At 40.9% G+C, this 26,771-nt stretch carries 27 protein-coding genes and 1 tRNA gene; 12 read left to right on the top strand and 16 right to left on the bottom strand.

What is annotated here, in order from left to right; genetic code table 11:
• Window positions 1-348 precede the first annotated feature (348 nt).
• The 3 genes from JWQ54_RS20665 to JWQ54_RS20655 form a co-directional block, all read right to left on the bottom strand.
• Window positions 349-1,416: a serine hydrolase gene (locus tag JWQ54_RS20665; protein WP_299588798.1), complete on the bottom strand. Its 1,068-nt coding sequence runs from the start codon at window positions 1,414-1,416 to the stop codon at window positions 349-351.
• A 259-nt stretch (window positions 1,417-1,675) separates the two neighbouring features.
• On the bottom strand, window positions 1,676-2,566 hold the full coding sequence (locus tag JWQ54_RS20660) for an SBBP repeat-containing protein (protein ID WP_299588795.1): 891 nt from the start codon (window positions 2,564-2,566) through the stop codon (window positions 1,676-1,678).
• A 202-nt stretch (window positions 2,567-2,768) separates the two neighbouring features.
• Window positions 2,769-3,245: a hypothetical protein gene (locus JWQ54_RS20655; RefSeq protein WP_299588793.1), complete on the bottom strand. Its 477-nt coding sequence runs from the start codon at window positions 3,243-3,245 to the stop codon at window positions 2,769-2,771.
• A gap of 406 nt (window positions 3,246-3,651) precedes the next feature.
• On the opposite strand from JWQ54_RS20655, the gene JWQ54_RS20650 reads away from it, so the two are divergent.
• The 5 genes from JWQ54_RS20650 to JWQ54_RS20630 all read left to right on the top strand — a co-directional run bounded on the left by JWQ54_RS20650 (window position 3,652) and on the right by JWQ54_RS20630 (window position 10,183).
• A complete protein-coding gene (locus tag JWQ54_RS20650) occupies window positions 3,652-4,338 on the top strand; it encodes an NAD(P)H-binding protein (protein ID WP_299588790.1) in 687 nt (228 codons plus the stop codon).
• Window positions 4,335-6,200 (top strand): ABC-F family ATP-binding cassette domain-containing protein, encoded by a 1,866-nt coding sequence (locus JWQ54_RS20645; RefSeq protein ID WP_299588788.1) that lies wholly within the window; start codon window positions 4,335-4,337, stop codon window positions 6,198-6,200. The genes JWQ54_RS20650 and JWQ54_RS20645 overlap by 4 nt, the downstream gene beginning before the upstream one ends.
• Window positions 6,201-6,455 carry a hypothetical protein gene (locus JWQ54_RS20640; protein WP_299588785.1) on the top strand — a complete coding sequence of 85 codons (255 nt, stop codon included), beginning with the start codon at window positions 6,201-6,203 and terminating at the stop codon, window positions 6,453-6,455.
• 107 nt (window positions 6,456-6,562) lie between these two features.
• Window positions 6,563-8,425, top strand: a complete 1,863-nt coding sequence (mnmG, locus tag JWQ54_RS20635) for a tRNA uridine-5-carboxymethylaminomethyl(34) synthesis enzyme MnmG (RefSeq protein ID WP_299588783.1) — start codon at window positions 6,563-6,565, stop codon at window positions 8,423-8,425.
• 117 nt (window positions 8,426-8,542) lie between these two features.
• Window positions 8,543-10,183: an Ig-like domain-containing protein gene (locus JWQ54_RS20630; RefSeq protein ID WP_299588780.1), complete on the top strand. Its 1,641-nt coding sequence runs from the start codon at window positions 8,543-8,545 to the stop codon at window positions 10,181-10,183.
• Here JWQ54_RS20630 and JWQ54_RS20625 read toward each other — a convergent pair.
• Window positions 10,173-10,685, bottom strand: a complete 513-nt coding sequence (locus JWQ54_RS20625) for a gamma carbonic anhydrase family protein (RefSeq protein WP_299588777.1) — start codon at window positions 10,683-10,685, stop codon at window positions 10,173-10,175. The genes JWQ54_RS20630 and JWQ54_RS20625 overlap by 11 nt on opposite strands.
• A gap of 86 nt (window positions 10,686-10,771) precedes the next feature.
• On the opposite strand from JWQ54_RS20625, the gene JWQ54_RS20620 reads away from it, so the two are divergent.
• Both JWQ54_RS20620 and JWQ54_RS20615 read left to right on the top strand, forming a co-directional pair.
• Window positions 10,772-11,287, top strand: a complete 516-nt coding sequence (locus tag JWQ54_RS20620) for a hypothetical protein (RefSeq protein WP_299588775.1) — start codon at window positions 10,772-10,774, stop codon at window positions 11,285-11,287.
• Window positions 11,288-11,356: 69 nt separating this feature from the next.
• Window positions 11,357-11,429 (top strand) — tRNA-Gly (locus JWQ54_RS20615).
• Window positions 11,430-12,245: 816 nt separating this feature from the next.
• On the opposite strand, the gene hpt is transcribed toward JWQ54_RS20615, so the two are convergent.
• On the bottom strand, window positions 12,246-12,785 hold the full coding sequence (hpt, locus tag JWQ54_RS20610) for a hypoxanthine phosphoribosyltransferase (protein WP_299588772.1): 540 nt from the start codon (window positions 12,783-12,785) through the stop codon (window positions 12,246-12,248).
• Window positions 12,786-13,993: 1,208 nt separating this feature from the next.
• On the opposite strand from hpt, the gene JWQ54_RS20605 reads away from it, so the two are divergent.
• Both JWQ54_RS20605 and def read left to right on the top strand, forming a co-directional pair.
• On the top strand, window positions 13,994-15,226 hold the full coding sequence (locus JWQ54_RS20605) for a pitrilysin family protein (protein WP_299588769.1): 1,233 nt from the start codon (window positions 13,994-13,996) through the stop codon (window positions 15,224-15,226).
• A gap of 17 nt (window positions 15,227-15,243) precedes the next feature.
• Window positions 15,244-15,816, top strand: coding sequence for a peptide deformylase (def, locus tag JWQ54_RS20600; protein ID WP_299588767.1), 573 nt, complete (start codon window positions 15,244-15,246; stop codon window positions 15,814-15,816).
• A gap of 707 nt (window positions 15,817-16,523) precedes the next feature.
• Here def and JWQ54_RS20595 read toward each other — a convergent pair.
• The 3 genes from JWQ54_RS20595 to JWQ54_RS20585 form a co-directional block, all read right to left on the bottom strand.
• The gene (locus JWQ54_RS20595) at window positions 16,524-17,159 is read right to left on the bottom strand and encodes a hypothetical protein (RefSeq protein WP_299588765.1); all 636 of its coding nucleotides are present in this window, start codon (window positions 17,157-17,159) and stop codon (window positions 16,524-16,526) included.
• Between the two features lie 113 nt (window positions 17,160-17,272).
• Window positions 17,273-17,551 (bottom strand): NifU family protein, encoded by a 279-nt coding sequence (locus JWQ54_RS20590; protein WP_299588763.1) that lies wholly within the window; start codon window positions 17,549-17,551, stop codon window positions 17,273-17,275.
• Between the two features lie 253 nt (window positions 17,552-17,804).
• A complete protein-coding gene (locus JWQ54_RS20585) occupies window positions 17,805-18,905 on the bottom strand; it encodes an Mrp/NBP35 family ATP-binding protein (RefSeq protein WP_299588761.1) in 1,101 nt (366 codons plus the stop codon).
• Between the two features lie 421 nt (window positions 18,906-19,326).
• Here JWQ54_RS20585 and JWQ54_RS20580 point away from each other — a divergent pair, with 421 nt between their 5' ends.
• Window positions 19,327-20,283, top strand: coding sequence for an NAD-dependent epimerase/dehydratase family protein (locus tag JWQ54_RS20580; protein WP_299588760.1), 957 nt, complete (start codon window positions 19,327-19,329; stop codon window positions 20,281-20,283).
• A 67-nt stretch (window positions 20,284-20,350) separates the two neighbouring features.
• Complete coding sequence (locus JWQ54_RS20575; protein ID WP_299588758.1) at window positions 20,351-20,872, top strand: OsmC family protein; 522 nt, start codon at window positions 20,351-20,353, stop codon at window positions 20,870-20,872.
• Window positions 20,873-20,975: 103 nt separating this feature from the next.
• Here the strand turns inward: JWQ54_RS20575 and JWQ54_RS20570 are convergent, their stop codons facing one another.
• From JWQ54_RS20570 to JWQ54_RS20555, 4 genes are all read right to left on the bottom strand, one after another.
• A complete protein-coding gene (locus JWQ54_RS20570; RefSeq protein WP_299588757.1) occupies window positions 20,976-21,341 on the bottom strand; it encodes a CoA-binding protein in 366 nt (121 codons plus the stop codon).
• A gap of 103 nt (window positions 21,342-21,444) precedes the next feature.
• Window positions 21,445-21,927: a DinB family protein gene (locus JWQ54_RS20565; RefSeq protein WP_299588755.1), complete on the bottom strand. Its 483-nt coding sequence runs from the start codon at window positions 21,925-21,927 to the stop codon at window positions 21,445-21,447.
• Window position 21,928: 1 nt separating this feature from the next.
• Window positions 21,929-23,473, bottom strand: a complete 1,545-nt coding sequence (locus tag JWQ54_RS20560) for an NAD(P)/FAD-dependent oxidoreductase (protein ID WP_299588753.1) — start codon at window positions 23,471-23,473, stop codon at window positions 21,929-21,931.
• A 209-nt stretch (window positions 23,474-23,682) separates the two neighbouring features.
• Window positions 23,683-24,141: a GNAT family N-acetyltransferase gene (locus JWQ54_RS20555; protein WP_299588751.1), complete on the bottom strand. Its 459-nt coding sequence runs from the start codon at window positions 24,139-24,141 to the stop codon at window positions 23,683-23,685.
• A 213-nt stretch (window positions 24,142-24,354) separates the two neighbouring features.
• On the opposite strand from JWQ54_RS20555, the gene JWQ54_RS20550 reads away from it, so the two are divergent.
• Window positions 24,355-24,921, top strand: coding sequence for an RNA polymerase sigma factor (locus tag JWQ54_RS20550; protein ID WP_299588749.1), 567 nt, complete (start codon window positions 24,355-24,357; stop codon window positions 24,919-24,921).
• A 150-nt stretch (window positions 24,922-25,071) separates the two neighbouring features.
• On the opposite strand, the gene JWQ54_RS20545 is transcribed toward JWQ54_RS20550, so the two are convergent.
• From JWQ54_RS20545 to JWQ54_RS20530, 4 genes are all read right to left on the bottom strand, one after another.
• On the bottom strand, window positions 25,072-25,494 hold the full coding sequence (locus tag JWQ54_RS20545; protein WP_299588747.1) for a hypothetical protein: 423 nt from the start codon (window positions 25,492-25,494) through the stop codon (window positions 25,072-25,074).
• 37 nt (window positions 25,495-25,531) lie between these two features.
• The gene (locus JWQ54_RS20540) at window positions 25,532-25,762 is read right to left on the bottom strand and encodes a hypothetical protein (RefSeq protein WP_299588745.1); all 231 of its coding nucleotides are present in this window, start codon (window positions 25,760-25,762) and stop codon (window positions 25,532-25,534) included.
• 228 nt (window positions 25,763-25,990) lie between these two features.
• Window positions 25,991-26,386, bottom strand: coding sequence for a putative toxin-antitoxin system toxin component, PIN family (locus tag JWQ54_RS20535; RefSeq protein WP_299588743.1), 396 nt, complete (start codon window positions 26,384-26,386; stop codon window positions 25,991-25,993).
• 5 nt (window positions 26,387-26,391) lie between these two features.
• A complete protein-coding gene (locus JWQ54_RS20530; RefSeq protein WP_299588742.1) occupies window positions 26,392-26,697 on the bottom strand; it encodes a DUF2683 family protein in 306 nt (101 codons plus the stop codon).
• Window positions 26,698-26,771: the final 74 nt, after the last annotated feature.

Below are 26,771 nucleotides of genomic sequence, written 5' to 3'. Positions count from 1 at the left end.
AGCTTTTGTCTTGCGGGCGGGGCATGATACTCAACGGCGTGGGAAAACGGGCATTAGTGACATGGACTAAGCTTTGGCAGTATAAAAATCGATGTTTTTTGCAGGGGATTAGCGTGTAAGGTGTTTGTTCTGCAGGCTAATTGTTTGTTGGCTACTTGTCCTGCGGGCCACAAGCCGGGGACGTATGTGGCAGCGACAGAAAAGTCCTTGCGGCATACAGGGTTTTTCCGTCCACCGAATTATCTAAAAATTAAAGAAACTTATCTCCATCTGTCTATTGTTTTCAATGTCCAGGAGCGTTGATATCAGTTGACCACCTGGCAGCATTAACCCGTTCAAGCTTTTCTTTCACTGCCTCAAATAAGCCGCTATAACCCTCATCCGCATCTTATTCAGATCGACCGTATCGGTATTTGAAAGTAAAATAAATGTAAGCCCTTTATCAACCAAATGGATCCAATTGGAGTGATGTCCATAGCCGGCGCCCTGCCGTTCTGCGAATATGGTACTCACTTTTCCGAATTTTTTTGGGTATACCCAAAAACCAAATGCTACATCCCCAAGCTTGGGGTACGGGGTAAGCATCAGTTCAGCTGTTGCTTTCTTCAATATTTTATGGTTAAAAATAGCCTGGTCAAATTTAAGCAGGTCAGAGGGTGTTGAATAAATGCCCCCTGCTGAGTAATAATTATCGATGTAATAATTAGTCGACGTATAAAGCGCTGTTGTGCTGCCATCCTGGTTAGAATATCCTTCATCTATATTTTTTATAATATCCTCATGGTGCAGCAAACCTGTATGGTTCATTTTAAGCGGGGTTAGTATTTTTTCCTTTAATACCTGCTCATAAGGTTTGCCGTATACGTTCTCAATTATCTTACCCAGTAAAATATAGTCGCCGTTGTTATAATTAAATTTAGTACCGGGTGTATCTATCAGCTTTTCAGAAAGATAGCGGGTTATAAATGTATCCAGGGGCCAAATATCCTTACTATAAGCTTCAAGCAACATTTGCCTGCCATCCAGGTCTTTATGATACATGCCACTGGTATAAGTGAGCAGGTTACGGATGGTTACTTTTTTTGCGGCCTCGCCCTTATAAGCAGGGTAATAGGTTGATATAGTTGAATCTAAATTGATCCTTTTTTGTTCGACCAATTGCATTATTAAAGCCGCGGTAAACGTTTTGGTAACCGAAAACAAATGAAATATGGTTTGGTTTGAGTACTTAATATCGTAATGCCGGTTGGCTATCCCTGTATATTTAAGATATTCAATCTTCCCGTTTTTGGCGATGAGCACTGCACCATTAAAGTTTTTTTTAATGCAGGAATCAAGCACTTTGTCAACCCGTTTTACCTGGGCGAAGACCGTGTTAACAATTAGCAACAAAACTGCAAGGCTGGTGATTTTCATATAATCGATTTATGTTTATTGTGCACGTCGTTTTTCATCTTCGCTGCCGCTATCCCTTTTGCGAAATCAGCATTCCCGTTAAAAACATCATTCACCGCCGCCTGATGGCGTCCTGTCTGTTTAATATAGTTTGGCGGATACCGGGCGCTCACATCAAAAGCGCAGTCAAGCTTATAAATGCGCTAGCTGCCGCAAAGCGTCCCCGGCTTCTGGCAGCTGAAAAATCCTTGCGGATCACTCAGATGGAAAATATAAAACCTTATTTATACTCCAATTTCCGTACCCTGTTATTCCCGTTATCCATAACAAATACAACTCCTTTGTTATCAACCGTAATCCCAAAAGGATATTTGAAAAGCGCCTTCGTGTTATCCCCATCCGAATAGCCCATTACTCCTTGTCCCGCGATCGTGGTGACTGTTCCATCCGGTGTAACCTCCCGTATTGCATGATTGTCGCCATCGCTGACCCAGAGATTGCCTGAAGCATCGCAGGTCATGCCCAGGATGGTATTAAACTTGGCGTCCCTTCCTTTACCGTCCTTAAAACCGATATCGCCTGCTCCGGCCAGAATGGTTACGTTACCGGCGGGATCCACTTTTTTTATAAGGCAGTTCCCATTCCCTGTTACATATATATTGCCTGACGCATCGACCGCTATGGAATACAGATAATGATAATTTGGTAGTCCGTTAGAGGAATAACCTGTGCTGTCCTTCAAAGTTAAAGTGGAGACAACTCCACCGGGAGTAACCTTGCGCAGATGGAAGTTATCGCTGATATCATAGTCCGGCAGAAAAATATTGTCTTGATTGTCGATGGCCATATTACCGATAAAATTGAAAGCCGCATTGGTACCAATACCATCTAAATAATTGACTGACAGCGACCCCGAAAAAATAGAGCTATTGGTAGGCGATGTTATTTTCCGAATTAAACTGTATTCAATTGTATAAAAATCACCCTGGCTATTTCTTACAAGACTGTAAATATTACCGAAAAGCGGGGTGGGGTTGCTGATATTTTTACCTGCATAGGTGGTGACATGACCAGAGTAAGTGACCTGCCGGATGCTTACGTTTCCCTGGTCGCCTACAAACAGATTTCCATGGTCGTCCGCGACGATACCTTGTGCATTGTTGAATTGCACCAGTGTAGTGTCCCCGTCAATGAATCCTAGGGTGGTCGATCCGGCCACAGTAGAAACGATCCACTTTTTGGCGGGAGCTGGTGCCGGGACTGTCGGTGTCGGGACTACGGAAATTTTATTACATGCGGCAAAAAAAAGAACAAGGCTCAAGCATAAAACAGTGTGCCTTACCCTAGGAATAGGATTTTTTATCATGGGGTAATCAATATGAAGCTGAAGTTAAAATCACTATATCGATGTTTTTCAACTGAATTAAAAAGTCGGAATCAAAATTATCCAATAATAACTTCATTCCTATAGCTTTTAGTCCGTATCCTCCAGTATTATTGGTAAGGTCGTGAGCTCCAATTAGCAGTAATTTGGTTGTCGGTCTAATGCCATCTGTGTCTTCAAATTTTAATTCGTATAATAGATCGTGTGATTTATCTTTCATTTTAATGGTAATGTCATAAGCATATCCACTCGTCTTATTACCTAAAATTTCGCCAATACTAAAAATCAGATGTGGCCTGGTTGAGGCGAAGAGTTTCATTTTAGTAATTAATTGATTGACATCCCCTCGATATTCGTATTCTTTAATTGGGGGAAGAGTAGCGCTTATATTTCCAACAAAGTAAATACAGGTCCCAACGCCGGTTAATAGTACTAATGCGAACATAAAAATTATTGTCTTTTTCATTGCATATCGGAAAATTTACATAAGGGACGAATGCTGTTCATGTGATAATAGTTAGGTTTAATAAATAGTACTTTTAGTGTAATATTCAGTTACACAATATTTGGCAGGTAATTTTTTTCTTTAAAAAGACCTGCTAATTATCGACCAAAATAATTACAAAAAGCAGACATTTCATCAATCTTAAAAAATAAATCTTCCCGGAAAATTATTAACCGGGGTTAATAACAATGTTGAAGTGTGTTATAATAAAATAATAGGCGTCAGATATTAGAAATCACTTAAGCTCTTTCCTGCTTTTGGATGACCGGGATGATTTGAAGATTTTTTTCTATTTATATCAGAATTAAAACGAGAAATGTTTTGTTTATTCGGTGTTTAAACATGTATTCTTTATCTCAATTTAATTATGCGTATTTTTGCAAAAAATTGGAGCCAAATGGTTAAAAGAGCAATTATGGCTGGTGCAAGTGGATTGGTAGGCAGTAGTTTATTAGAAATTTTACTGAATGAGCCTGGCTATAACGAAGTATTGATATTTGTGCGGAAAGAGTTACCATTAAAACACAATAAATTAAAGCAATTAAGAGTTGATTTTAATACGCTGGACGAGTATTCAGCTGCAATTACCGGCGACGTGATCTTCTGCTGCCTGGGATCGACAAAGAAAAAAACACCCAATCTGGATGATTACAAAAAAGTTGACCATGATTATCCATTGAAACTGGCACAAATTGCGTTAAAAAATAAAATTGATCAGTTTCATTTGGTGTCTGCTATTGGCGCCAATGTAAGCTCGTCAAATTTTTACACAAAAATGAAAGGTGAAACGGAAGAAGATATTATAAAGGTTGGATTACCTGTGCTGCAAATCTATCGGCCATCATTATTAACCGGCGACAGGAAAGAAAACAGGCCATTGGAAATTTTCTTTACCGGATTGATGAAGATCCTGAATCCCCTGCTGATAGGTAACCTTAAAAAATACAGATCAATATCTGCTAAAACCGTGGCGGGTGCCATGTATAAGCAATCATTAAAAAACGAACGGGGAGTATATATTTACTCTTCGGATAAAATACAAGAACTATCGTGAGTAATTATATCTCTGCCGAGAATCTCGGCCATTCCTTTCATGATCACTGGCTTTTCAGAAACGTAGCCATAGGCATTAACCGCGGCCGCAGGGTTGCGCTGGTAGGTATTAATGGTGCCGGGAAATCAACCCTTTTAAAATTATTAGCCGGCAGTTTAAAACCGACCGAGGGTAAAGTTGCGCAAATGCGCGATTTAAACATGGGCTACCTGGAACAAGATCCTGGCTTTAAAGATGCGGTTACCATAAGCGACTATATCTTCCATGCAGATGACATACAACAACAACTAATCCGTAAATACGAGGAGCTATTGGAAAATGACCCCGAAAACTCCAAAGCTATTGAAAATGTAATGGAGGAAATGAGCAATGTTGATGCCTGGGAATATGAATATAAAATAAAGACCATTTTGGGGAGATTGGATATCCATCACCTTAATCAAAAGATTAACACTTTATCTGGCGGGCAGAAAAAACGTTTGGCTCTGGCTAAACTATTGATAGAAGATCCGGACATTTATATTTTAGATGAGCCAACCAATCACCTGGACATTGATACCATTGAGTGGCTGGAGAAATTACTGACAGATGGTTCAAAAACCATCCTGATGGTTACTCACGACAGATATTTCCTGGATAACGTATGTAACGAAATATTGGAGATTGATAAAGGCAAGATTATTCCTTACGTTGGCAATTACGGGTATTACCTGGAGAAAAAGGCGGAACGTGAAAGCGCTGACGAAGCTTCATTTCAAAAAAACAGCAACTTATTACGTAAAGAACTGGAATGGATGCGCAGACAGCCACAGGCCCGCGGCACCAAATCAAAAGCAAGGATAGATGCGTTTTATGATCTGGAAGAAAAGACAAAGAACGGCGGAGCCAAGCAGAAGGTTGAACTAAGCGTTAAAACCGCACGCCAGGGAAATAAAATTATGGAGATGAGTCATCTTTATAAATCATTCAGGGATCAGATTTTTATAAATAACTTTAGCTATGTATTTAAAAAAGGAGACAGGATTGGCCTTGCAGGGAAGAATGGAAGTGGGAAATCAACCTTACTTAATTTAATTACCGGAGGATTACAGCCAGATAAAGGCATCATTGATAAAGGAGAGACTACTGTTATCGGCTATTTTCATCAATCGGGAATAGTTTTTAAGGAGGATGAGCGTGTAATTGATATAGTAAAGAATGTGGCTGAATTCATAACAATGGCTGATGGTAAGCTTATTTCAGCCTCTGCCCTGCTTACTCTGTTTCTTTTTCCGCCTGCCAAGCAATATGGATTTATCTCTAAATTAAGCGGGGGTGAAAAGAAACGGCTGCAGTTGATGAGTGTTTTGATGAAGAATCCGAATTTTTTAATTCTGGATGAGCCAACAAACGATCTTGATATTGATACATTAAATATATTAGAAGAGTTTTTAACTAACTATTCCGGTGTTTTGATGATGGTTTCGCACGATAGGTATTTACTTGACAAGCTAACCGATCAGCTTTTTATAATGGAAGAGGGCGGGCACGTAAAAATTTATAACGGAAACTATTCTGCATATAGGGTTGAGTTGGAAGAAAGTAAACAACAGAACAAACGAAGCCCGGCGAGTGAAGCAAAAAAGACAATAGAACCTAAGAAAAGCAAATTAAGCTTTAAAGAGCAAAAAGAGCTGGATATACTGGAAGGCGAAATCGCAACAATTGAAAAACAGATAGAAGAAAAAAGCAATACACTTAATGTTGTAGGGATTGAGGTCGCTAAATTGACTGAAATATTGCAACAGATAACGGGTTTAAACAGTAAGCTTGATGAAAAAAGCATTCGCTGGATTGAATTAACCGAACTAAAGGAAGCATAAATGAAGACTTCAGACATATTGGCCTCAATTGGTGTTATTATATTATTGATCGCCTTTTTATTAAATTTATATAAAAAACTACCTGCCCAAAGCAAGGTCTATGGTTTTATGAACTTTCTTGGTGCGGGAATATGTTGTTTTTCATCATATTTAATTAAATTTTATCCGTTTGTGGTATTAGAAGGTATTTGGGGGCTTGTTGCATTATTATCATTATTTAATGTTCCACGTGGAACATTACAAGAACGTAAATAGTTGCATAAATAGAAGCAGGTATATCGCAATAAAAAAGAGTGTTCCACGTGGAACACTCTAAAAAAAACAAATAATATAATTGTTCCACGTGGAATATAGGAGTTGAAATGTTTAAGAAATATAATGTAATAGTCGTTGGTGCCGGACATGCGGGCTGTGAAGCTGCTGCTGCTGCTGCCAATCTCGGTTCATCTGTTTTGTTAATCACTATGAATATGGGAGTGATAGCACAGATGAGCTGTAACCCGGCTATGGGTGGTGTAGCCAAAGGTCAAATAGTGCGCGAGATTGATGCCATGGGCGGATATTCAGGTATAATAACAGATAAAACCTCGCTTCAGTTTCGTATGTTAAACCGATCAAAAGGTCCGGCGATGTGGAGTCCCAGAGCCCAAAGCGACCGCATGCGATTTGCTGAAGAATGGAGATTAGCTCTTGAACGTATTCCCAATGTCGATTTCTGGCAAGACACAGTTATCTCGTTATTGATTAAAAACAATACTATAGCTGGCATCAAAACTTCACTGGGTATAGAGATAGAGGCAGATGCGGTTGTTCTTACGAATGGTACGTTCTTAAATGGCTTGATTCACATAGGTGAAAAACGCTTTGGGGGGGGTAGAACAGCAGAAAAGGCAGCGACCGGTTTAACTGAACAACTAGTCCAATTGGGTTTTGAATCGGGGAGAATGAAGACAGGTACTCCTCCAAGAGTCGACGGCCGTAGTCTGAACTATAGTCAGATGGAAGAGCAATGGGGAGATGAAGAGCGTGGTCGTTTCTCCTTTACAGATGTAGAATTAGCCAAAGAGCAACGTTGTTGCTGGATAACATATACCAACAAAAATGTACACGAAACATTGAAAGAGGGCTTTGAAAAGTCGCCAATGTTTACTGGTAGGATCAAAGGATTAGGGCCAAGATACTGCCCATCTATCGAAGATAAAATCAATCGGTTTGCTGAACGCGACCGACACCAAATATTTGTTGAGCCTGAGGGCTGGAACACGGTAGAGATCTATGTAAATGGTTTCTCTACATCTTTACCAGAAGACATCCAATACAAAGCATTGATCCAGATCCCGGGTTTTGAGAAAGCAAAAATGTTCAGGCCTGGGTACGCCATAGAGTACGACTACTTTCCCCCTACCCAGCTCGGATTAACGCTTGAAACTAAACTGATCAGCAACTTATATTTTGCCGGACAGATAAATGGAACAACCGGCTATGAAGAAGCCGCCTCGCAGGGATTTATAGCAGGGATCAATGCTCATCAAAAAATTCATGACAAACACGAATTGATCATGAAAAGATCTGAGTCATATATTGGTGTTTTGATTGATGACCTGGTTACAAAAGGTACTGAAGAACCTTACCGCATGTTTACCTCAAGGGCCGAGCACCGTTTGTTACTTCGTCAAGACAATGCCGATATTAGACTAAGCCCAATCGGCCATGAGCTCGGCTTGATAAATGATGAACGCCTGGAGAAGGTAAAAAACAAGGTGAAAAATTCAGACAGCATTGTTGCCTATACCCGTTCCAAATCAATTGACCCGGGAAGTGTTAATGGCTTGTTGGAAAACTTAGAGACAAGTCCACTTAGTCAAAGTGCTAAACTATTTAATTTACTTAGTCGCCCCCAGGTTGGTTTTGAAGATCTGCGAAAGGCGGATGAAACATTGAATGACCTGCTTGCAAAGTATGATAAAGAAACTATTGAGCAGGCTGAAATAAAAATCAAATATGAGAGTTATTTTGAAAAGGAAATGGAAATTGTGGACCGGATGAAAAAAATGGAGGACAAAGAAATCAATCCTGAATTTAATTACCATCAACTTGTATCACTTTCTAAAGAGGCGCGCGAAAAATTAATGAAGATAAAACCTCGTACATTAGGACAGGCTTCACGTATTTCGGGGGTAACACCCTCGGATGTCTCGGTTTTAATGGTTCACATATCAAGATAATCTTGCAATTAATTGATAATTAGATGTTTATATAAATTTTGTGTTAAATCAATTATTTTAGTTTTTTAATATCCCATATCATTAAAATATAAAAATCGTTTATAGCGTTTAAAAACAATGTTAAATAAAAAGGCCGGATTTTTTGGATCTCTTATAATCGTTTTTTCCATCATTTTGCTGAATTTTGGCTGCGCAAGTCGCCAATTACCCCAGGGTGGACCTCGAGACCATGATCCGCCAAAATTATTGCTGGCAACCCCGGCAAATATGACCCGTCATTTTAACAGTAAAACAATTCAGCTTGATTTTGACGAATATTTTAAACTAACAAATATTTACTCCGAAATAAGCATGAGTCCTACTCCGGCAAAATTACCGGAATATAAAGTGAAGAAAAAAAGCATTTTGATAACGCTTAAAGATTCGCTTGAAAAAAATACGACTTATGTTATAAATTTCGGAAAGGCAATTGCCGATGTAAATGAGTCGAACATTTTAAAAAATTTCACTTATGTATTTTCAACCGGCGAACATATCGACTCATTAAGTATGTCGGGTACGGTAGTTAATGCAACAACCCAATTAAAGGAAAAGGATGCAACGGTTATGCTTTTTACCCTTAAGCAGGATTCGCTCCTCTTTGGAAAAAAGAAACCTACTGTTTATGCAACAACCGATAGTGCCGGACGATTCTCTTTAAATAACCTGCACCCGGATAATTACCGCATTTATGCTTTGAAGGAAACAAGCCCCGATAAAATATATAATAAAGATGATGAGCTCATCGCTTTTAACAAAAAAGTAATTCACTTAACAACGGACACTTCAAACATCCAGCTGAACCTGTTTAAACAGGCGCCATCCAAATTAAGGATTGTTGGCGGTTTTGACCCTGACGGAAAAATGACTTTTATTTTTAATAAAAGACTCGACAAGCCATCCTTAAAAGTAATCTATCCTCCCGATTTTGATAAATATAAAATTGTAGACATCACTAAAACCAAAGATACCGCTACTTTATATATGCGTAATATGGGTTTTGATTCTATCCGGATTGCCGTCCTTGATAATAATAAACCCCTTGATACTATAGCTAAGAAAAAAGGCAAAAAAGAAACCTTTCAGCGAACATTTGCATTAAGTTACAATATTTCCGGCGATGGTCGTTTAAAGCCAGGCACAAATTTAGTAATCAGAGGTTTCTACCCTCTCGAAAACGTTGAGAGCTCTTTAATTACCTTAAAAGAAGATTCAGCAGAGGTTAGTAATTTTACAGTACAAAAGGATACAGCTAATCCCAAAAACCTCATTCTAAATTACCGGTGGAAGCAAAATGATAATTATACGCTTGCTTTAGATAATGGCGCTGTCACAGATATATATGGAGATAAAAACAGAAAGGTAAATAAAAAATTTACGATAGATAAGCGCGAAAATTATAGCCAGTTAACATTAGCCGTAACCGTACCTGATACAGGTAAGGCGTACATAGTTGAAGTAATGAACGAGCAGAAAGAGTTATTGCATAGTGATGTGATCCACAAATCAACCTCATTGACCTATAAAAATTACCTTACCGGAAAATATACAGTAAGCGTTATTTACGACGCTAATAATAACGGTAAGTGGGACAGCGGTAATGTAAAGGAAAAAATACAGCCGGAAAATATTTGGATTGATGATACACCAATAACATTAAGGGCCAACTGGGAACAGGTAACACCAATTACGGTACCTAAAGAACCGGCTACTCCTTAAACCAGCCAGAATACATAATGTAATTATTAGGCAAACGATCAAGCATTTCCTTCTGTTCAGGAGTAAGTGGCTTGATCTTTTTTGCAGGGGTGCCTGCGTATATGAATCCAGACTCGCAGATCGTTTTTTCCAAAACAACAGAACCGGCAGCAATTATTACATATTCTTCTACAATACAATGATCCATTACTATCGCGCCCATGCCTATTAAAACATTATCCTTAAGCGTACAGCCATGTACCAGGGCATTGTGGCCTATTGATACATTGTTGCCAATGTTTGTTGGCGCATACTGGTATGTGGCGTGTATAACGGCCCCATCCTGTATGTTGGTATTGTTGCCTATCTTAATGTAATGCACATCGCCCCTTATCACCGCATTAAACCAAACTGAGCAATTATTCCCCATCTCTACATCGCCAACAATTGTAGCATTTGGCGCAATAAAACAATCATTTCCCCATGATGGACTTATATTTTTTACAGGCAGTATTACAGGCATATATTAAATTAGTGAATTGTTGAGTTAGTGAATAGCTAATGTTTATTTTTGTTATAAACCCAAACGTAATTATAAACCTTCCAATTATGGTAAAGATATTGTTAACTTTTGTTTTTTTATTTGAAGGTCTTTTTTGTTCCGGGCAAACGTTCAACCAACTTAACAAAGATACAGCCAATTATAAAAACACCCCTGTGTTTGTTTTAAATACCGGCAATAAACAGTTAAACATCCAAACAAGACATCCGGTTATAGACCAAAATGATTTATCAGCTGTAAATGTTTATCAAAAAAGTGAAACAACCAATCTTATTTTGAATGATGACAGAAGCGGTACTATATATTTCACCTTTAAACCGGGTATAACATTAATAGATCTGCCGCATCTATTAAAAAAATTTGATATTGCTATAAAAGGAAGCATGTTGCCTGTATTTATTGATAGTGTTTTTGATTATCAACCAAAAACTATGTATTTTCAATTATCCGCAGTTAAGTCGGTTAAAATAGAGGAGGAAGCAAACACCCGCATGAAATACATCAGCATTATTTCAGTTAATCCGCCATTAAAATTAAAACAGGATGAGATCTATCTGCACTGATCAAAGTCAACAATTAACAGAAAATAAGTTTAAAAATTAATTTTCTTTATATCTTCGAACTATAATTAAGCGGAAATAGCTCAGCTGGTAGAGCATCAGTTTCCCAAACTGAAGGCCGCGGGTTCGAATCCCGTTTTCCGCTCTTTAAACCCCATCATGCGATTAATAAAATCTATTTGTCAAGTTGGTTTCGAAATAATGATTGCTTTACAATCTTTATTTATAGTAGCTAACTTATTGACAATCTGCAAAATTTTTGACTATGGAATGGGGGCTTTTAATTCCATGTATTCTATTATTAATTATCGCGTCAATAACTACATATGTAACCAAAAGAACATTATGGTCGGTATTTAAGAAAGAATATTTCTTAGTATTTTCTATCCTTATTTTATATTTTGTTATAGACTTGTCATTTACCTTATGCCCAAAATGCAGATTCTAATTCTCAAACTGAAGGCCGCGGGTTCGAATCCCGTTTTCTGCTCTTTACCCCCCTTGTCATTGCAGGGCGCTTAAAAAACAGCTATACTTCAAATATCCGCATAAACTTTTATTTAACTGCTGACACTGTTTTGTCAGTTGATCTTTATTGAACTTAGGTTTATACGATTCAGAAAAATCCGTTTCTTTAAATCCCACGAATCCCGGGTATAAGTAATTGGCCGCGGGTTTGAAACATTATCAATCACGCAGGCCTCCGACCTGCGCTATCGTATGTCGCCCCTCCAGGGCTTTGAATATTGTGATTTTCATGGCCCTGGAAGGGCCTAATATATCAGCGCAGGTCGAAGGCCTGCGTTAAATACGGGTAAATCAGGAAAATAATTGATCATTAGGATATGTTTCGAACACTCAAGGTTCAAAACATTATCAATCACGCAGGCCTTCGACCTGCGCTATTGTATGTTGCCCCTTCAGGGCTTTGAATATTGTGATTTTCATGACTTCCGAAATCCTACAAAACCCTCTTATAAATATCTTTCAAATTCCTGCCCATTTCTTTGTAATCAAGGCCGTAGCCCACAACAAACTCATTCTCAATTTCAAAGCCCACGTATTTTAGCTCCTCTATCGGTTTTAGCAGGGCGGCAGGCTTCAGCAGCAGGGAGCAAAGCTTTATGGAGGCCGGTTGTTTTACTTTCAACTTTTCGAGCAGGTAATTGGCGGTATTGCCAGTATCAACAATATCTTCAATTACCACCACATCACGGCCTTTAATATCAACGCTAAAATCAATATCATCACGAATTTTGAGGCTGCTTTTTGTGCCGCCGTAATAAGAGGCCAGTTTGGTAAAGGTAATTTCACAGGGAATATCTACCTGTTTAATAATATCGGCAATAAACAAAAAACTGCCATTTAAAACCCCAATAAACACAGGTATAGTATGCTGATAATCAGCATTTAACTGTTTGCCAATTGCTTTTATGCGCTCATCAATAGCGGCAGATTTTATAAGGGGTTCAAACGCTAAACCGGCTATTTGTTTTTTCATGCGTTAAATTTAGTAAAATAGTCCGGAAGCCGGGAAGGGTGCAATTCAAATTGCCGCTAACCTGCTGGTTTTTGGCTAAAGCCCTTAACTTTTATTTTATTCTTATCCGCCCAATAAATGGGACGGTAATGGAGGTGTCTGCTATTTTTTTCATTCATTGCCGTTGGGCTTCAGCCAATGGATAATAGGCAATCAAAATAAGGCTTTAGCCAAATTCTTCGGGATTTCAATAAGCTAAGCAGATGGTTAACGATAAGTTATAGCTATTGGCGGCAATTTGAATTGCACCTGTCGGGAAAGTCCGAAAGTCAGGACGAAAAAGTTGAACGCAGTATGAACGTTTGAGTGGCTTTTGCTGTAGCGATGGGTTTTTGACATGGAGGTGCTCGAAAGATTTTTAAAGCGGGGCCCGTGCGATCTCTTTCCTATGAGCTACAGCAATGTCATTAAGTTAAGGGGAAACACAAATGCAATTTTCCCTAAAAGCCTGGTAGCCCCCTCTAAATTTCCTCCGCTGATTAGCGGAGAGACGTAGCTTCGGATACGTTTATTTTTTTATGTTCTCCCCTTCCAGGGAGGATTATTCACAGTTGTTTATTTTTAGTGGGTGCTCATGAGGGCTATGCCGTTTAGGTGGGGTGTTGGACGTTGCTATGTGGTCAGTTTATAACCGACGTTCCCTTAACTTAATGACATCGGGGGAAGGTTTGGGGCGTTTCGTCAACCCTTTTACCACAGTTAATCACCCGTACTTCCTCTGGAGCTATGACCCACGGGGTCTACCCCTTTGTAGAAATACAAGGTCCATTCTTCTTTGACTCGTAGAGTCTACCCTTCATCAGTCTAAAGGTCTTGCGAACAAACGGTAGCCTCTAACGAGGCAATACCTTTGTTATTATATTTTCTACAAAGGGGTTGACCCGATGGGTCATTGTTGATTTTTATACTTAAAGCCACCGTGAAAAGCATAAGTGCCAACCCAAATTCAAAAAGATGTTTACACTCTGTAGCCCCCAGTAAGGGAATCGCACCGGCCCTGCCTTTAGCGCTGTTTCGGACACCCTTAATTTCCAGTCCATCGCTATTTGATAATATTTATGTGTTGTTTTGCAAGCCGGAAGAAGGCCATGAATAATTTTCTTTTTTTCGTCCGGATCTTCGGACTTTCCGGACTTTTCCGACTTAAAACTTATCTTTACGCCTCAATCATGACGGATTACCAGGTTCACACTTTACCAAACGGCATCAGGATACTTTTTAAGCATGCGGCATCAACCATAACGCATTGCTGTTTTGTTGTTAATGCCGGCTCGCGCGATGAGTTGGAGCACCAAACCGGCCTGGCCCATTTTATTGAACATTTGCTGTTTAAAGAAACCGAACGCCGCAGCACCAACCAGATCCTGAACCGCCTGGAACTTGTGGGCGCCGACCTGAATGCCTATACCACCAAAGAGTATACCTGCATCCATGCATCGTTGCTAAACCAGCATTTGGAGCGCACTATTGACCTTTTTGAGGATATATTATTTCATTCCACCTTTCCCGAGGATGAGCAGGAAAAGGAACGCGGGGTGATTTTGGACGAGATCTCCTCTTACCTTGATCAGCCTGAGGAAGCTATCCAGGATGACTTTGAAGAATTATTGTTTAAAGGGCACCCGATAGGGAACAATATTTTAGGCACGCCGGAAACCGTTGCCAAACTGAACACCGCAGATATCAATCAATTTATTGGAGCCAATTATAACACCTCCGAAATGGTTTTTGCCGTTTTTGGCGATTATGCTTTTAAAAAGGTAATTAAACTGGCTGAAAAATATTTTGGCCCAATACTGGCAAATCATACAAAAAAACACCGGATCACCCCTGCGGAGATCTTTTCAACAAAAAGTGTTGTTGCCAAGCCCATATCTCAAACCCATTGCATTATTGGCAGCCGGGCTTATTCATCATCCCATCAGCATAAAAACGGCTTGCTGCTTTTAAATAACCTGCTGGGGGGCATGGGGATGAGCAGCCGCTTAAACCTGGAGATAAGGGAAAAATATGGTATTGCATATACCGTAGAATCAAACTATACCCCGCTGACAGATACCGGTATTTTCTCTATCTATTTTGGAACCGATAGTGAAAAGGCTGAAAAAGCAACCAAACTGGTCCACAAGGAATTAAAAAAACTGCGGGATAATAAATTGGGTACCCTGCAGCTGCACCAGGCGAAGGAAAAATTTATTGGCCAGATAGCTTTAGCCGAAGAAAACCGGATGAGCCTGATCATTTCAATGGCAAAAAGTTTGCTCGATTTTAATTATGTGGATACGCTGCAGGAGGTATTTGACAAAATAAATGCAGTTACAGCCGTACAATTGTTAGAAATAAGTAATGAAATTTTTGATAATGACAGGATGATAACCTTACTGTTTGAGCCTAAGCAATAAAGCCGTATTTTTGCACGATGAAGTTTCCTATTATTGCATACGGCGACCCTGTTTTAAGAAGAAAAGCAACAGCCATTGAGCCGGATGAATATCCGCATATAAAAGAGTTGGTTGAAAACATGTACGAAACCATGTATGGCGCCCATGGAGTAGGATTGGCAGCGCCGCAGGTTGGCCTTTCCATGCGTTTATTTGTTGTTGATGTTTCAACATTTGCTGATGAAGATCCAAAATTAAAAGATTTTAAAAGAGCCTTTATAAATGCCACAATGTTAGAGGAAACCGGCGAAGAGTGGGCGTTTAACGAAGGCTGCCTCAGCATCCCCGATATAAGGGAAGACGTATACCGCAAGTCTGATATCAAGATTTCATATTATGACGAAAACTGGAAACACCATGAAGAGACGTTTTCAGGAATGGCCGCAAGGGTTATACAGCATGAATATGACCATATTGAAGGCAAGTTGTTTACGGATAAGCTAAGCCCCTTACGCAAACGCCTGTTAGAAAAAAAACTGACCGATATTTCAAAGGGCATTGTTGACGTTGAATATAAAATGAAATTTCCGGCGGCCAAGAAGGGACGCTAAGGGAACAGATGCAAGAATGTTAGAGTCAGGAATCAAGATAATTAAACGGCTTGGTTTTCGGCTCTTTTTTATTTGAAATTTCTTCGTCACCGCAGGGTCTCCTGAATGCTCTTAAGTTAAGGTAAACACAAATAATTATTCTCCCCAAAAGAATTTTAGCCCCACCCAACCCTCCCCGGAAGGCTACCGTGTACCACATCTTTTATTTCAATTATATTATGAAAGGCTGCTCCGTTAGGAGCAAAAGGTCGGGAGAATAATAAAACACAATCATTTTTCGCGCCGTCAGGTGCGAAACTTATTGGACTATTCCCCGGTGATTTGATATTGGCCAGCTATAAGGGCGGAAAAAGTTATGTACCTGCGGCACATATATATGACTTTTTGATCTGTTTCTACCGACGTTTAACCCCGCTGGGGTTTTATAAAAAGATGTGGCAATGAATTTGTCTGCCATTATTACATTCATTACCATTGGGCTTCAGCCAACGGATAATGGGCTATCAAAAAGAGGGCTTTAGCCAAATTCTGCAAGATTTCTGTAATCCAGGCAGATGCTTAATGATGGAGATATATCTATCGGCGACAAGTTTGAATTTCACCCCGCAAGCCCCCCCTGCTGAGCCATTATTTTTTTTGAAATGCTATGATTTTTTTTCTCTCTTGCTTCCTGAATCTTGACTTCTTGATTCTCCCTCACCCCTCTGCTAATTACTACCCGGTGTCCGGCTCTTATCGCCTTCCGAGATCTCTTTGATCAGGCTGCCCCAGTTAAACGGATTTAACAGCGGATTGGTAATGGAGTGTGAGTTCAGCACGCTGTTATGAAAATCCTGGAAACCATTCATTTCTGAGCCATCCCGTGGCAGGGAGCGCTGTAAGCTTAATATAGATGAACGGCTTAAGTTCTTTTGCGCTATGGCAAGGTCGTCATCCGCAACCTTCATGGAGATAAAATCTTTTCTGAATTCTTCGGTAGTTGCCCAGGGGAAAACGTGAAATATCGGCAGGTTGATGATCTGCGGTCTTAGCATTACCTGGGCAGTATAGCTTTTTGAGGTAATATTTGCAGGGATAACTATAATTGCAGGAGCATATCCCACGCAGGTAAAACGGATGGTATCGCGCTCATGGGCCGGGAATGAAAAATAACCTTTATAGTTTGAAATATTAACCAGGTTTTGATTGCTGGTGTTTACAATGCTTACATAAGGCACAATAACACCTGCACTATCAGCATTGTGAACAATCCCGCTAAACTGCACTATAGGCCTGTCCGGCTTTTGCGCAAAAGCAGTTGCTGTTATAAATAAAAAGAAAAGAAAGCCAATTAACTTCTTCATTAGGAGAAATGAGCTGTGTTATTTTTTACAGGGTTTTTTATTAAAAAGTTTCAAAGTTTGAACAAAAATAGCTTATTGCAGCAATAGGTGTATCAATTTAACAAAACTTAACACTACCTGAGGTTTTCAGGAAGTACTGCATTCGGATCGTCAATATCGGTTAGGTTTATTGCTTCAATCCCTGTAATTTCCGGCACAGCTTTTTTTATAGCTTCCTCAATCCCAGCCTTAAGCGTCATGATGCTCATGGGGCATGATCCGCACGAGCCAAGCAATTTAAGCCTTACTATATTATCGGGAGTTATCTCCTCAATTGAAACATTCCCCCCATCTGTCAGCAAATACGGTCTTATCGTATCCAACGCTGCTTCAACCTGATCTAATAAACTCATTTGTACTATATTATAAAGTAAAGTTATTAAATATTTTCCATTTGTATACAAACAGCTACAAATAGCTGCTTATTGCCTCAGTCAAACATCCAATCGTCATTGCGAGGAACGAAGCAAACTCTGCTAAGGACACTCCCGAACCTTTATATAAATGTGAACCTTAAAGCAGCTGTTTGGTCGCCACTATATTCTCCGTCATTGATTGGCTTGTGCAGGGTTTGCTTCGTTCCTCGCAATGACGCGCTTAGATGATTTAACTATTCACCTGCTGCCCTGCATTAGCCTTATCAAAAGCTTTTGCATTGCTTATGGCAACCTGTTGCGCTACGCCTTTAGCCATATTTATAAAGGCTTTGGCCATCATGCTCTCATCGTCCAAAACAATTGGTTTGCCCGAGTCGCCGCTGTCGCTGATGCCCTTTACCAGGGGAATCTCTCCCAAAAAGGGCACGTTAAGCTGTGCGGCAAGCTTTTTACCGCCACCCTGACCGAAGATATAATATTTATTTTTGGGCAGCTCAGCCGGGGTAAAGTAGGCCATATTTTCAACAACACCCAGTATCGGTACATTAATGGCCGGCATCATAAACATGCCTATCCCTTTTTTTGCATCGGCCAGCGCCACATTTTGCGGTGTGGTAACAATTACTGCCCCGGTTACCGGGAAAGTTTGTGTTACCGTAATATGGATATCGCCGGTTCCGGGTGGCAGGTCTACCACCAGGTAATCAAGCTCACCCCAGTCGGCGTCGTTAAATAATTGTTTAACCGCGGTTGATACCATTGGCCCGCGCCATGGCACAGGTTGGTTAGGGTCGGTAAAAAAGCCTATCGAAAGCAACTTAATGCCATATTTTTCAATGGGCTGGATCCGGGTTTTACCATCTACCTCGCGCGCCATAGGCCGTTCATTTTCCAAACCGAACATCATTGGGATAGAAGGGCCATAAATATCGGCATCAATCAATCCAACTTTTGCCCCTGTTTTTGCAAGGCCCAAAGCCAGGTTTACCGCAACGGTTGATTTACCTACACCACCTTTGCCTGATGCAACCGCAATAATATTTTTAACACCGGGCACACCGGTATTTTTTTGCGAAGTAACCCGCGATGCCATGTTGATATGTATCTCGGCATCTTTACTTACAAAATGAAGAATAGCGTTGCGGCAGGCATTCTCTATCATTGCCTTTAGGGGGCATGCCGGTGTGGTTAGTATTACTGAAAAGCTAACCCGGTTGCCCTCAATATTAATATCCTGGATCATGTTCAGGGTAACCAGGTCTTTTTTTAGATCGGGTTCCTCAACATTGCCCAGTGCTTGTAAAACTTGTTCACGGGTGATTGTCGTCATATAATGCGAAGCTACTTAAAACGTGCCTAAATAGTGTCATGTAAATGATAGTTTTGGCGGAAGTCCGAAAGTCGGGAAAGACAGTAAAGTCCGGAAGAAAGGAGTTTACAAGAATTCATTCGGGTAAAAGAAATCCTTTAATCATCAAATCCTATGAATCTTGGTGGAAGTCCGAAAGTCGGGAAAGTCCGAAAAGTCCAGAAGAATTGAGTATACAAGAATTCATTCGGGTAAAGGAGATCCTTTAATCATCAAATCCTATGAATCTTGATGAAGTCCGAAAGTCGGGAAAGCCGAAAAGTCCGGAAGAATGGAGTTTATAAGAATTCATCCGGTTAAAAGAAATCCTTTAATCGTCAAATCCTATGAATCTTAGTTAAAATCCGCACATTTGCACATCAGCATATCCGCACATCAAAATATGATTTTAGTTACCGGTGCAACAGGCTTTTTAGGGTCAGAAGTAGCGCTTCAGTTGGTGCAGCAGGGGCACCGCATCCGTTGTACCAGGCGTGCCGCTTCGCTGGTCCCTGGCATTTTGCGCCCGTACCAAATTCAATGGGTGGAGGCGGATCTGATGGATTTTTTTGCGCTGGAAGACGCTCTTAAAGGCATAACACAGGTTTACCATTGCGCGGCATGGGTATCATTAAAACAGGCCGACAAAAAACCTATGATAAATGCCAATGTTACCGGCACCGCCAACGTGGTTAATTTATGCACGGAGCAAAATATCCGGCTGGTGCATGTAAGCTCGGTTGCAGCCATAGGGCTCGCCAAGCCCGGCGACCTGATAACCGAAAACCACCACCTTGACCGCGATGTCGAAACCGATGGCTATGCCATATCAAAGCTGGAAAGCGAAATGGAAGTATGGCGTGGCATTGCCGAAGGGCTGGATGCCATAATTGTTAATCCATCGATAATTTTAGGGGCTAATGCAGGCACCACAGGCAGCGGACAACTATTTGAAACGGTACGTAAGGGGCTTAAATTTTATACGGCAGGCAGCTCGGGTTTTGTTGATGTGGAAGATGTCGCTAAATGTATGATCAGGCTGATGGATAGCGATATTAGTGGCGAGCGCTATATCATCAACGCCGAAAACCGCGAATACAAACAAATTACCGCCGAAATTGCAGATGGTTTTGGTGTAAAACGCCCTGCAACATTAGCGAAGCCCTGGATAATGAATTTGGCATGGCGGGCGGCCCGCATAATTGGTGTATTAACAGGCAAAGATCCTGCTATCGATAAGGTATCGGCACAGGCTGCCACCATGACGCGTAACTATGATAATTCGAAAATAAAAAAGGCTATAGGGATTGAGTTTAAGCCATTGAGTGATACGATAAAAGAGGTATGCGCTGCTGACTAATACTGTTGACTTAACACTAGCATCAAAATAACTCACCCGGAGCAATTATCTGTCTAAATTTATTTATATGAATGCTAATGAATTAAAAGATCTGCAGACCCCGCTTAAAGAAAAGTATAAAGAGCAACCCGGTTCGGCCTTAATTACTTTAAAAGCGCAGGGCAATATTGGGGAAGGAATCTCATGCAAAGTAGAAACCGGCCGCGCAATAGTAGAAGCGGGTCTTCATCCCGCTACCGGGGGCGATGGAATACTTGCCTGTTCGGGCGATATGCTGCTTGAGGCATTGGTAGCCTGTGCCGGCGTTACCTTAAGCGCCGTGGCCACTGCTATTGGAGTGGAAATTAAAAGCGGAACTGTTGAAGCAGAAGGCGATCTTGATTTTCGCGGCACCTTAGGTGTTTCAAAAGATGCGTCTGTAGGATTTAAGCAGATCAGGCTTAATTTTAATTTACAGTCAGCTGCCACAGAAGAACAACTGGCAAGCCTGGCTAAATTAACCGAAAGATATTGCGTTATCTACCAAACAATTTGCGGCGGGGCAAATATTGAAACGAGCTATACCAGCGTTGTGTCACCTGTAAATTGACATTTAGTCCTGAGTCGAAAGTCCAAAGTCAAAACTCTTGAGGGTCTAAGTCGGAAAAAGACAAATTTTGACTTAGAACTAAAGACTCACGACTTCCTCAATGCTAATACTGTCCTATCGATAACAGCACGAGCGTACAGGCATATTCTGTTTTAATTCCTTTTTCATTGGCCATTCGGCGCAACTCAGAATTTTCAGTGCCAGGGTTAAAGATGATGCGTTTTGGATGGGTGTCTAATATATAATTGTACAGACTTTCCTGGTGTACCGGCCCAACATAAAGCGTTATCGTATCAATATCATTATGGATGGTTTCGGCCTTTTCAATAGGCACACCCGCCACTTCGCCCTCCCTAAGGCCTACATTCACAATGGTGTGCCCGCTCCTTACCAGCCTGTTGGCGGCAAGGTTTGCGTAACGCCCTTCGTTGGGTGTTGCGCCTAATATTAATGTTTTTTTATCAGCCATTTTTTTGGATTACACCGATTTTAAAAATGATCACATCGATTGCTTGAGATTGATCTCACTGATTTTTCTTGAATCTGTGCAATCATTTTTAAAATCTGTGAAATCATAATATAATCCTCGTTAATAATGCAATTTGCGCCGAATGGTAAACATGGTGTTGTATCAATCCGCGTACCAGCTCTTCGTGGCTTACACCTGTTCCCAGTTCTGGGTTGCGCTCGTCAAGCATGGGTTCATTCCATTGTTCCTCAGGGAAATTTTGGATAATGCCCAGCAAATTTACGTTAACCAGCTTCAGATCATTGACATATTGCTGCCATTTTTGCTCATCAGGCGCACCTGGATTGGGCCAGTCGCCGCTTGATGGCTGTTGTGCGGGCATTCCGTTCAACCGGTCCATTACTTCTTCCGTCCACGAAAGCATGTGCAGCACTATACCGGCGATATTATGTATCGATCCGCCAGGTTGCTCATAGGCCGTTTCAAAATTTATATTTTCAAGGATCTTATAAACCGGGGAACCATACCAGGGGTCGCCCGATAATACCTGCTCTAACTCTTTGCTTAGTTTTTCTGAAATAGTCATGTTATATTTTTGATGCCGCAATGGCACAGTTTATTCCATCAATAGCAGCAGAAATTATGCCACCGGCATAACCTGCGCCCTCGCCGCATGGAAACAATCCTGTTACCTGCGGATGCTGCAAGGTTTCTTTATCCCGCGGCACCTTTACCGGCGATGATGTGCGCGACTCAACACCTACCAAAATAGCCTCGTTAGTATAATAGCCCCTCATCTTTTTTCCAAAAGCAGGCAGGGCCTTGCGCAAACGCTCATTGATCCAGCCTGGTAAAATTTCTTTTAGTTCGACAGACTTTGTGCCGGGCAGGTAAGAATTTTCCGGCAGATCTTTCGAGATGCGGTTCTCTACAAAATCTATCATTCGCTGTCCGGGAGCTACCAGGTTACCGCCACCCGCTTTAAAGGCAAGCTTTTCTATCTGCTGCTGAAAGCGGAGCATCCTTAAGGGATCATTCATATCGCCTTTAACATCCTCTGAATTTATCTGCACTACCGTACCCGAATTTGCAAAAGGATTATTCCGTTTTGATGGGCTCCAGCCGTTCACCACTATTTCTTCAGCTTCTGTTGCGCAAGGCGCGATAATGCCACCCGGGCACATGCAAAAGGAAAATACGCCCCGGTTCTCAACCTGTTCCACCAGGTTATAATAGGATGGCGGCAGATCTGGTCCGCGATGTTCGCAATGGTATTGCGCCTGGTCTATTATCTCCTGCGGATGTTCGATCCTTACACCCAGGGCAAATGGCTTAGCCTCTATCAAAATATTTTGATGATGCAACATCTCAAAAACATCCCTTGCCGAGTGACCTGTTGCCAGAATAACCGCGTCGGCCATTAGCTTTTCGCCATTTGCCAGCACAACGCCTTTTATCTTTCCAAATTCTACAATCAAGCCGGTTACTTTAGCGTCAAAAATCACTTCGCCGCCGGCGTTCAATATGCTGTCTTTAATGGATGTGATGATCTGCGGGAGCTTATTTGTGCCTATATGCGGCCGGGCATCTATCAAAATATCTTCTGTAGCGCCATGTGACACAAAAGTTTTTAATACCGCATTTACATCACCACGCTTTGTTGAACGGGTATACAGCTTGCCGTCAGAATAGGTACCCGCGCCGCCCTCGCCAAAGCAATAGTTTGATTCCGGGTTAACCAGGCCCTGTTTATTGATGTTTGCCAAGTCGCGGCGGCGTTGTTTTACATCTTTGCCGCGCTCTATTATTATGGGCTTTAAACCCAGCTCAATGCACTGCAAAGCGGCAAACAGTCCGGCCGGGCCAGCGCCTATTATAATCACAGGCTTCGCAGATTTTACATCAGGGTATTTAACCGTAAATGTTTCGGGTACATAAACCTCATCAACAAACACCTGTACCTGCATGCGGTAAACCACTTTGCGGCCACGGGCATCAATAGAGCGTTTTAGAATTTTTAAGGCCGATACTTTTTGAGGGGATATATTTAATGATGCAGCAGCGATCCTTATTAAAGCGCCTTCATCTTCCTGCTGCCCCGGCGGACAAACAATTTCAATTTCTTTTATCATACAGTTGCCGGGTTTTTATCCCGGATTGCGCAAAGGTAGGGAATCAGCGTCATATAATCACATTATCGCTGTATCGCAGGGCGTTGCCCTGCGCTGACATATTGGGCCCTTTCAGGGCCAGGAACGAGAAAATGCCTGCCAAGCCCTGAAAGGGCGACATCCATCAGCGCAGGGCAACGCCCTGCGCCATATAATATATACGGTTTAACTTACCCCAACCCTTTCTTCATACAAATACTATTCTCAACCCCAACATAATGCCCATAAGCTTCGGATATTTCATACCCGCATTTTAGATAAAGGCTTACGGCCTCTGGTTGGTTTGTGCCGGTTTCTAATATACAGTTTTGAAAGTTTAATTCTGTCGCCCAGTTTTCCAACTCATTTAATACCTGCATTGCAATGCCTTTGCCCCGGTGTTCATCGGCCACAAACATTCTTTTAATTTCAATGTCGGTATTGTTATATGCTCTGAGCGCACCGCAGCCAACCGGGGTGTCATCCAAATAAGCAATTATCACATTTTTAATTTTATCTAATTTATTAAATTGGTTAAAAAAGCCCTGTTGTGCACCATATCTTCTTTCCAGGTACTGGTCAAGGCGGCTTATTAAATTGCGGAAATGGGTGTTATCTGAATCGGTTCTTTTCAGGATGAGATTTTGCATGTGATATTAAGCTAATTGGCTAAAATTAATAAAATTACCCATTTGTTTAACCGTTTAAGCATCGCCATAAACCTTCCCAAAATCGTCCGCCTTTGTATCACCCACCGTTCGGAAACGAACAGTTTCGTAGATGGGTAAAAATTTATTTGTTTGATAATCAATTATTTAAAATCTGGGTATCAATATTGGCATAGTAGTACAAAATACAACAAGATGATGACCACCGATATAAAATTGGCTGAAATTTGGGAAGGGTGCCTGAAAAACGACCGGAAACAACAGGAGCTGTTATATAAAACCTTAGCGCCCAGGATGCTGGCTGTGTGTATGCGCTATGCCCATGATAAAGACGAAGCCCAGGATATTTTACAGGAAGGCTTTATAAAGATGTTCAAAAATGCACACAATTTCCGTGGAGATGGAAACCTTGAAGGATGGATCCGCCGCATTATGGTTCATTGTGCCATATCACGATACCGCAAGCTAAAACCATTGGTTTTGGTAGAAGACTTTACCGAAGAGAACAGCGGGTTCAGCAGCGGTTATAACGCCCACGGACTTGAAGCAAAAGACCTGATGAAAATGATCCAGAAGCTGCCGCAAACCTATCGCTCGGTATTTAATATGTATGCCATTGAAGGCTACTCGCACCAGGAAATTGGCAGCAAATTAGGAATGACCGAGCTGTTGTCGCGCACAAACCTGCACCGCGCCCGTACTATTTTAAAAGATATGGTGAACAAGCTTACCGCTAACGAAATGCATTATATGGCGGGGTAAAGTTAAGTTGATTGGGTTGAGTAAGTTGGATTAGGTTGATTTAGTTGGAACCATCAAAATTAACAAATCCGAAACGGCAAAGCCCTCTTGAGCACCATTAAAAAACAAATTGTCACGAAAAATCGAACATCCGAATTCCGAAATCAAAAATCACTTTTTTAAATTAACCACCCTGAACGATGTTCCGCCCGGGGTAATAATATCCGGGCTTGTAATTGTGGCTCTATGCTCTGTAAACGGATCAATGGTACTTGGTGAATTTTCACCATTTATGTTGGGACCGAATTTAGCTATGGTTACCTTGTTGCTGCCCGCCAATTGATAGGCTAACGTGTCGTAAACATTTCCTTCTTTGGTGTAACATTTACCATCATTCCTGAAATCGAAATAATCACCGGCTACCCCTATATAGCTAGTTGTATCCCAGCCCCCGGCCCCCACTATGTATCCTGACGAATCTTTTACCAGTACCCATTTTGTAACCAGGCTGCCCGGCTCAATCATCTCCGATTTGCTGCAGCCAATCAATCCACAGAAAACTAAAAATACCATTGCTAATAAAGACGGTTTCATAATGATTAAATTTTTACACTAATATAGCCCGCGTTCTTTATCCCTCTTCATCTAATAATTTAGCCAGCCCTTCATCCGTAAGCCCGTTTGTGCCTGCCACCGTTCCGGCATCCTGTAAATGACTTTCAAGAGTAGTTTCCTTAATTTTTTTATCTGATTGAATAATCAATTCCCCAATGGCTTCAGTGATCTGTTTGCGCAACGCTGAAGAAATACTGCGCCACGCTTTTGCTGTTTCATCATCCACTTCCAATGTTATCCGCTTCATAATGCTTTTGTTTGGTTGTTGCCTATTCAAACTTACAAATAATTTGATTGTTACCATTTCGCATAGCAGGGCAAACGCACTAAAATAAATGATTTTTCTTAGGGCTCGCTAAGCAAATTTGGAGGGGCTCCGATGGAGTTTGTTAAATGTTTTAATGCTGATTGTCTTGTCCTGTTTGTAGAAAACCGCAATATTCCTATTTGGATTCCATCGGAGAATATCGCAGAATTAAAATATCTTCAGAAAATCCGCTGCAGACATTATTGGAATATTTTCAAAGGGATTCAAAACAAGCAGATCTTTATCGCCGGTTATAATACAGGTGGCCTCTGCTTCAACAGCTAATTCAAGGAATTTATTGTCTTTCTGATCCCGGCAAATGGTAATATTTATTGAAACATTTATTAGTTGTGCTGTTTTTGTAAAAGCAGTAATGGCATTGAGCCTGCTTTCATTAGAAATGTATTTATCAAACTTTGGCCGAATCAATGTTTCGGAAAACTCTTTTAATGTTGAATCAGAATAAACAGGAATTCCAATTTCGCGGGCTTTATCGTAAGCCTGCCGATTAACAGAGTTTGGTGAAAGATTAGCACTAATCAGGCTATTGGCATCAAAAAACAAATATTTTAATCATTAGAGGCCAATAAACCTTCTAATATCTCCGGAGTTAGGCCGTTTTTCATTGCCTCATTACCTGTACTATCCAGTAATTTTGAATACTCAGAAAAAGTGGCATCATTAATAGCTTTTTTAAATTCTAAAAAAGTCCGCGTATTCCCTTCTTTAACACTTTCCTGCCCTTTTTTTATGCCGGCCAAAACATGAGGTGGCACTACTTCCTGTTTTTTTCCAAACGGAACATGAAGTGCTTTCAGAAATGCCTTTACAGCTTTTGCCTGATCTTTAGTCGGATAAACAATCAACGCTTCCATATCCAAATTTACTAAAAAATGCAATTCATTAAAAGCAAAAGAGCATTGACAACTTTAAAAGTTATCAATGCTCC

The organism is Mucilaginibacter sp., assembly GCF_028288225.1.
Taxonomy (GTDB): domain Bacteria; phylum Bacteroidota; class Bacteroidia; order Sphingobacteriales; family Sphingobacteriaceae; genus Mucilaginibacter.
Note: the sequence above shows the minus strand (reverse complement) of the source record. Positions and strands in the feature narration are given on the sequence as shown.

Bases quoted from the DNA above. Each gene is read 5' to 3' on its own strand.
- JWQ54_RS20665 (WP_299588798.1), bottom strand. From the start codon at position 1,416: ATGAAAATCACCAGCCTTGCAGTTTTGTTGCTAATTGTTAACACGGTC.
- JWQ54_RS20655 (WP_299588793.1), bottom strand. From the start codon at position 3,245: ATGAAAAAGACAATAATTTTTATGTTCGCATTAGTACTATTAACCGGC.
- JWQ54_RS20650 (WP_299588790.1), top strand. From the start codon at position 3,652: ATGCGTATTTTTGCAAAAAATTGGAGCCAAATGGTTAAAAGAGCAATT.
- JWQ54_RS20640 (WP_299588785.1), top strand. From the start codon at position 6,201: ATGAAGACTTCAGACATATTGGCCTCAATTGGTGTTATTATATTATTG.
- mnmG (WP_299588783.1), top strand. From the start codon at position 6,563: ATGTTTAAGAAATATAATGTAATAGTCGTTGGTGCCGGACATGCGGGC.
- JWQ54_RS20630 (WP_299588780.1), top strand. From the start codon at position 8,543: ATGTTAAATAAAAAGGCCGGATTTTTTGGATCTCTTATAATCGTTTTT.
- JWQ54_RS20625 (WP_299588777.1), bottom strand. From the start codon at position 10,685: ATGCCTGTAATACTGCCTGTAAAAAATATAAGTCCATCATGGGGAAAT.
- JWQ54_RS20620 (WP_299588775.1), top strand. From the start codon at position 10,772: ATGGTAAAGATATTGTTAACTTTTGTTTTTTTATTTGAAGGTCTTTTT.
- hpt (WP_299588772.1), bottom strand. From the start codon at position 12,785: ATGAAAAAACAAATAGCCGGTTTAGCGTTTGAACCCCTTATAAAATCT.
- JWQ54_RS20605 (WP_299588769.1), top strand. From the start codon at position 13,994: ATGACGGATTACCAGGTTCACACTTTACCAAACGGCATCAGGATACTT.
- def (WP_299588767.1), top strand. From the start codon at position 15,244: ATGAAGTTTCCTATTATTGCATACGGCGACCCTGTTTTAAGAAGAAAA.
- JWQ54_RS20595 (WP_299588765.1), bottom strand. From the start codon at position 17,159: ATGAAGAAGTTAATTGGCTTTCTTTTCTTTTTATTTATAACAGCAACT.
- JWQ54_RS20590 (WP_299588763.1), bottom strand. From the start codon at position 17,551: ATGAGTTTATTAGATCAGGTTGAAGCAGCGTTGGATACGATAAGACCG.
- JWQ54_RS20585 (WP_299588761.1), bottom strand. From the start codon at position 18,905: ATGACGACAATCACCCGTGAACAAGTTTTACAAGCACTGGGCAATGTT.
- JWQ54_RS20580 (WP_299588760.1), top strand. From the start codon at position 19,327: ATGATTTTAGTTACCGGTGCAACAGGCTTTTTAGGGTCAGAAGTAGCG.
- JWQ54_RS20575 (WP_299588758.1), top strand. From the start codon at position 20,351: ATGAATGCTAATGAATTAAAAGATCTGCAGACCCCGCTTAAAGAAAAG.
- JWQ54_RS20570 (WP_299588757.1), bottom strand. From the start codon at position 21,341: ATGGCTGATAAAAAAACATTAATATTAGGCGCAACACCCAACGAAGGG.
- JWQ54_RS20565 (WP_299588755.1), bottom strand. From the start codon at position 21,927: ATGACTATTTCAGAAAAACTAAGCAAAGAGTTAGAGCAGGTATTATCG.
- JWQ54_RS20560 (WP_299588753.1), bottom strand. From the start codon at position 23,473: ATGATAAAAGAAATTGAAATTGTTTGTCCGCCGGGGCAGCAGGAAGAT.
- JWQ54_RS20555 (WP_299588751.1), bottom strand. From the start codon at position 24,141: ATGCAAAATCTCATCCTGAAAAGAACCGATTCAGATAACACCCATTTC.
- JWQ54_RS20550 (WP_299588749.1), top strand. From the start codon at position 24,355: ATGATGACCACCGATATAAAATTGGCTGAAATTTGGGAAGGGTGCCTG.
- JWQ54_RS20545 (WP_299588747.1), bottom strand. From the start codon at position 25,494: ATGAAACCGTCTTTATTAGCAATGGTATTTTTAGTTTTCTGTGGATTG.
- JWQ54_RS20540 (WP_299588745.1), bottom strand. From the start codon at position 25,762: ATGAAGCGGATAACATTGGAAGTGGATGATGAAACAGCAAAAGCGTGG.
- JWQ54_RS20530 (WP_299588742.1), bottom strand. From the start codon at position 26,697: ATGGAAGCGTTGATTGTTTATCCGACTAAAGATCAGGCAAAAGCTGTA.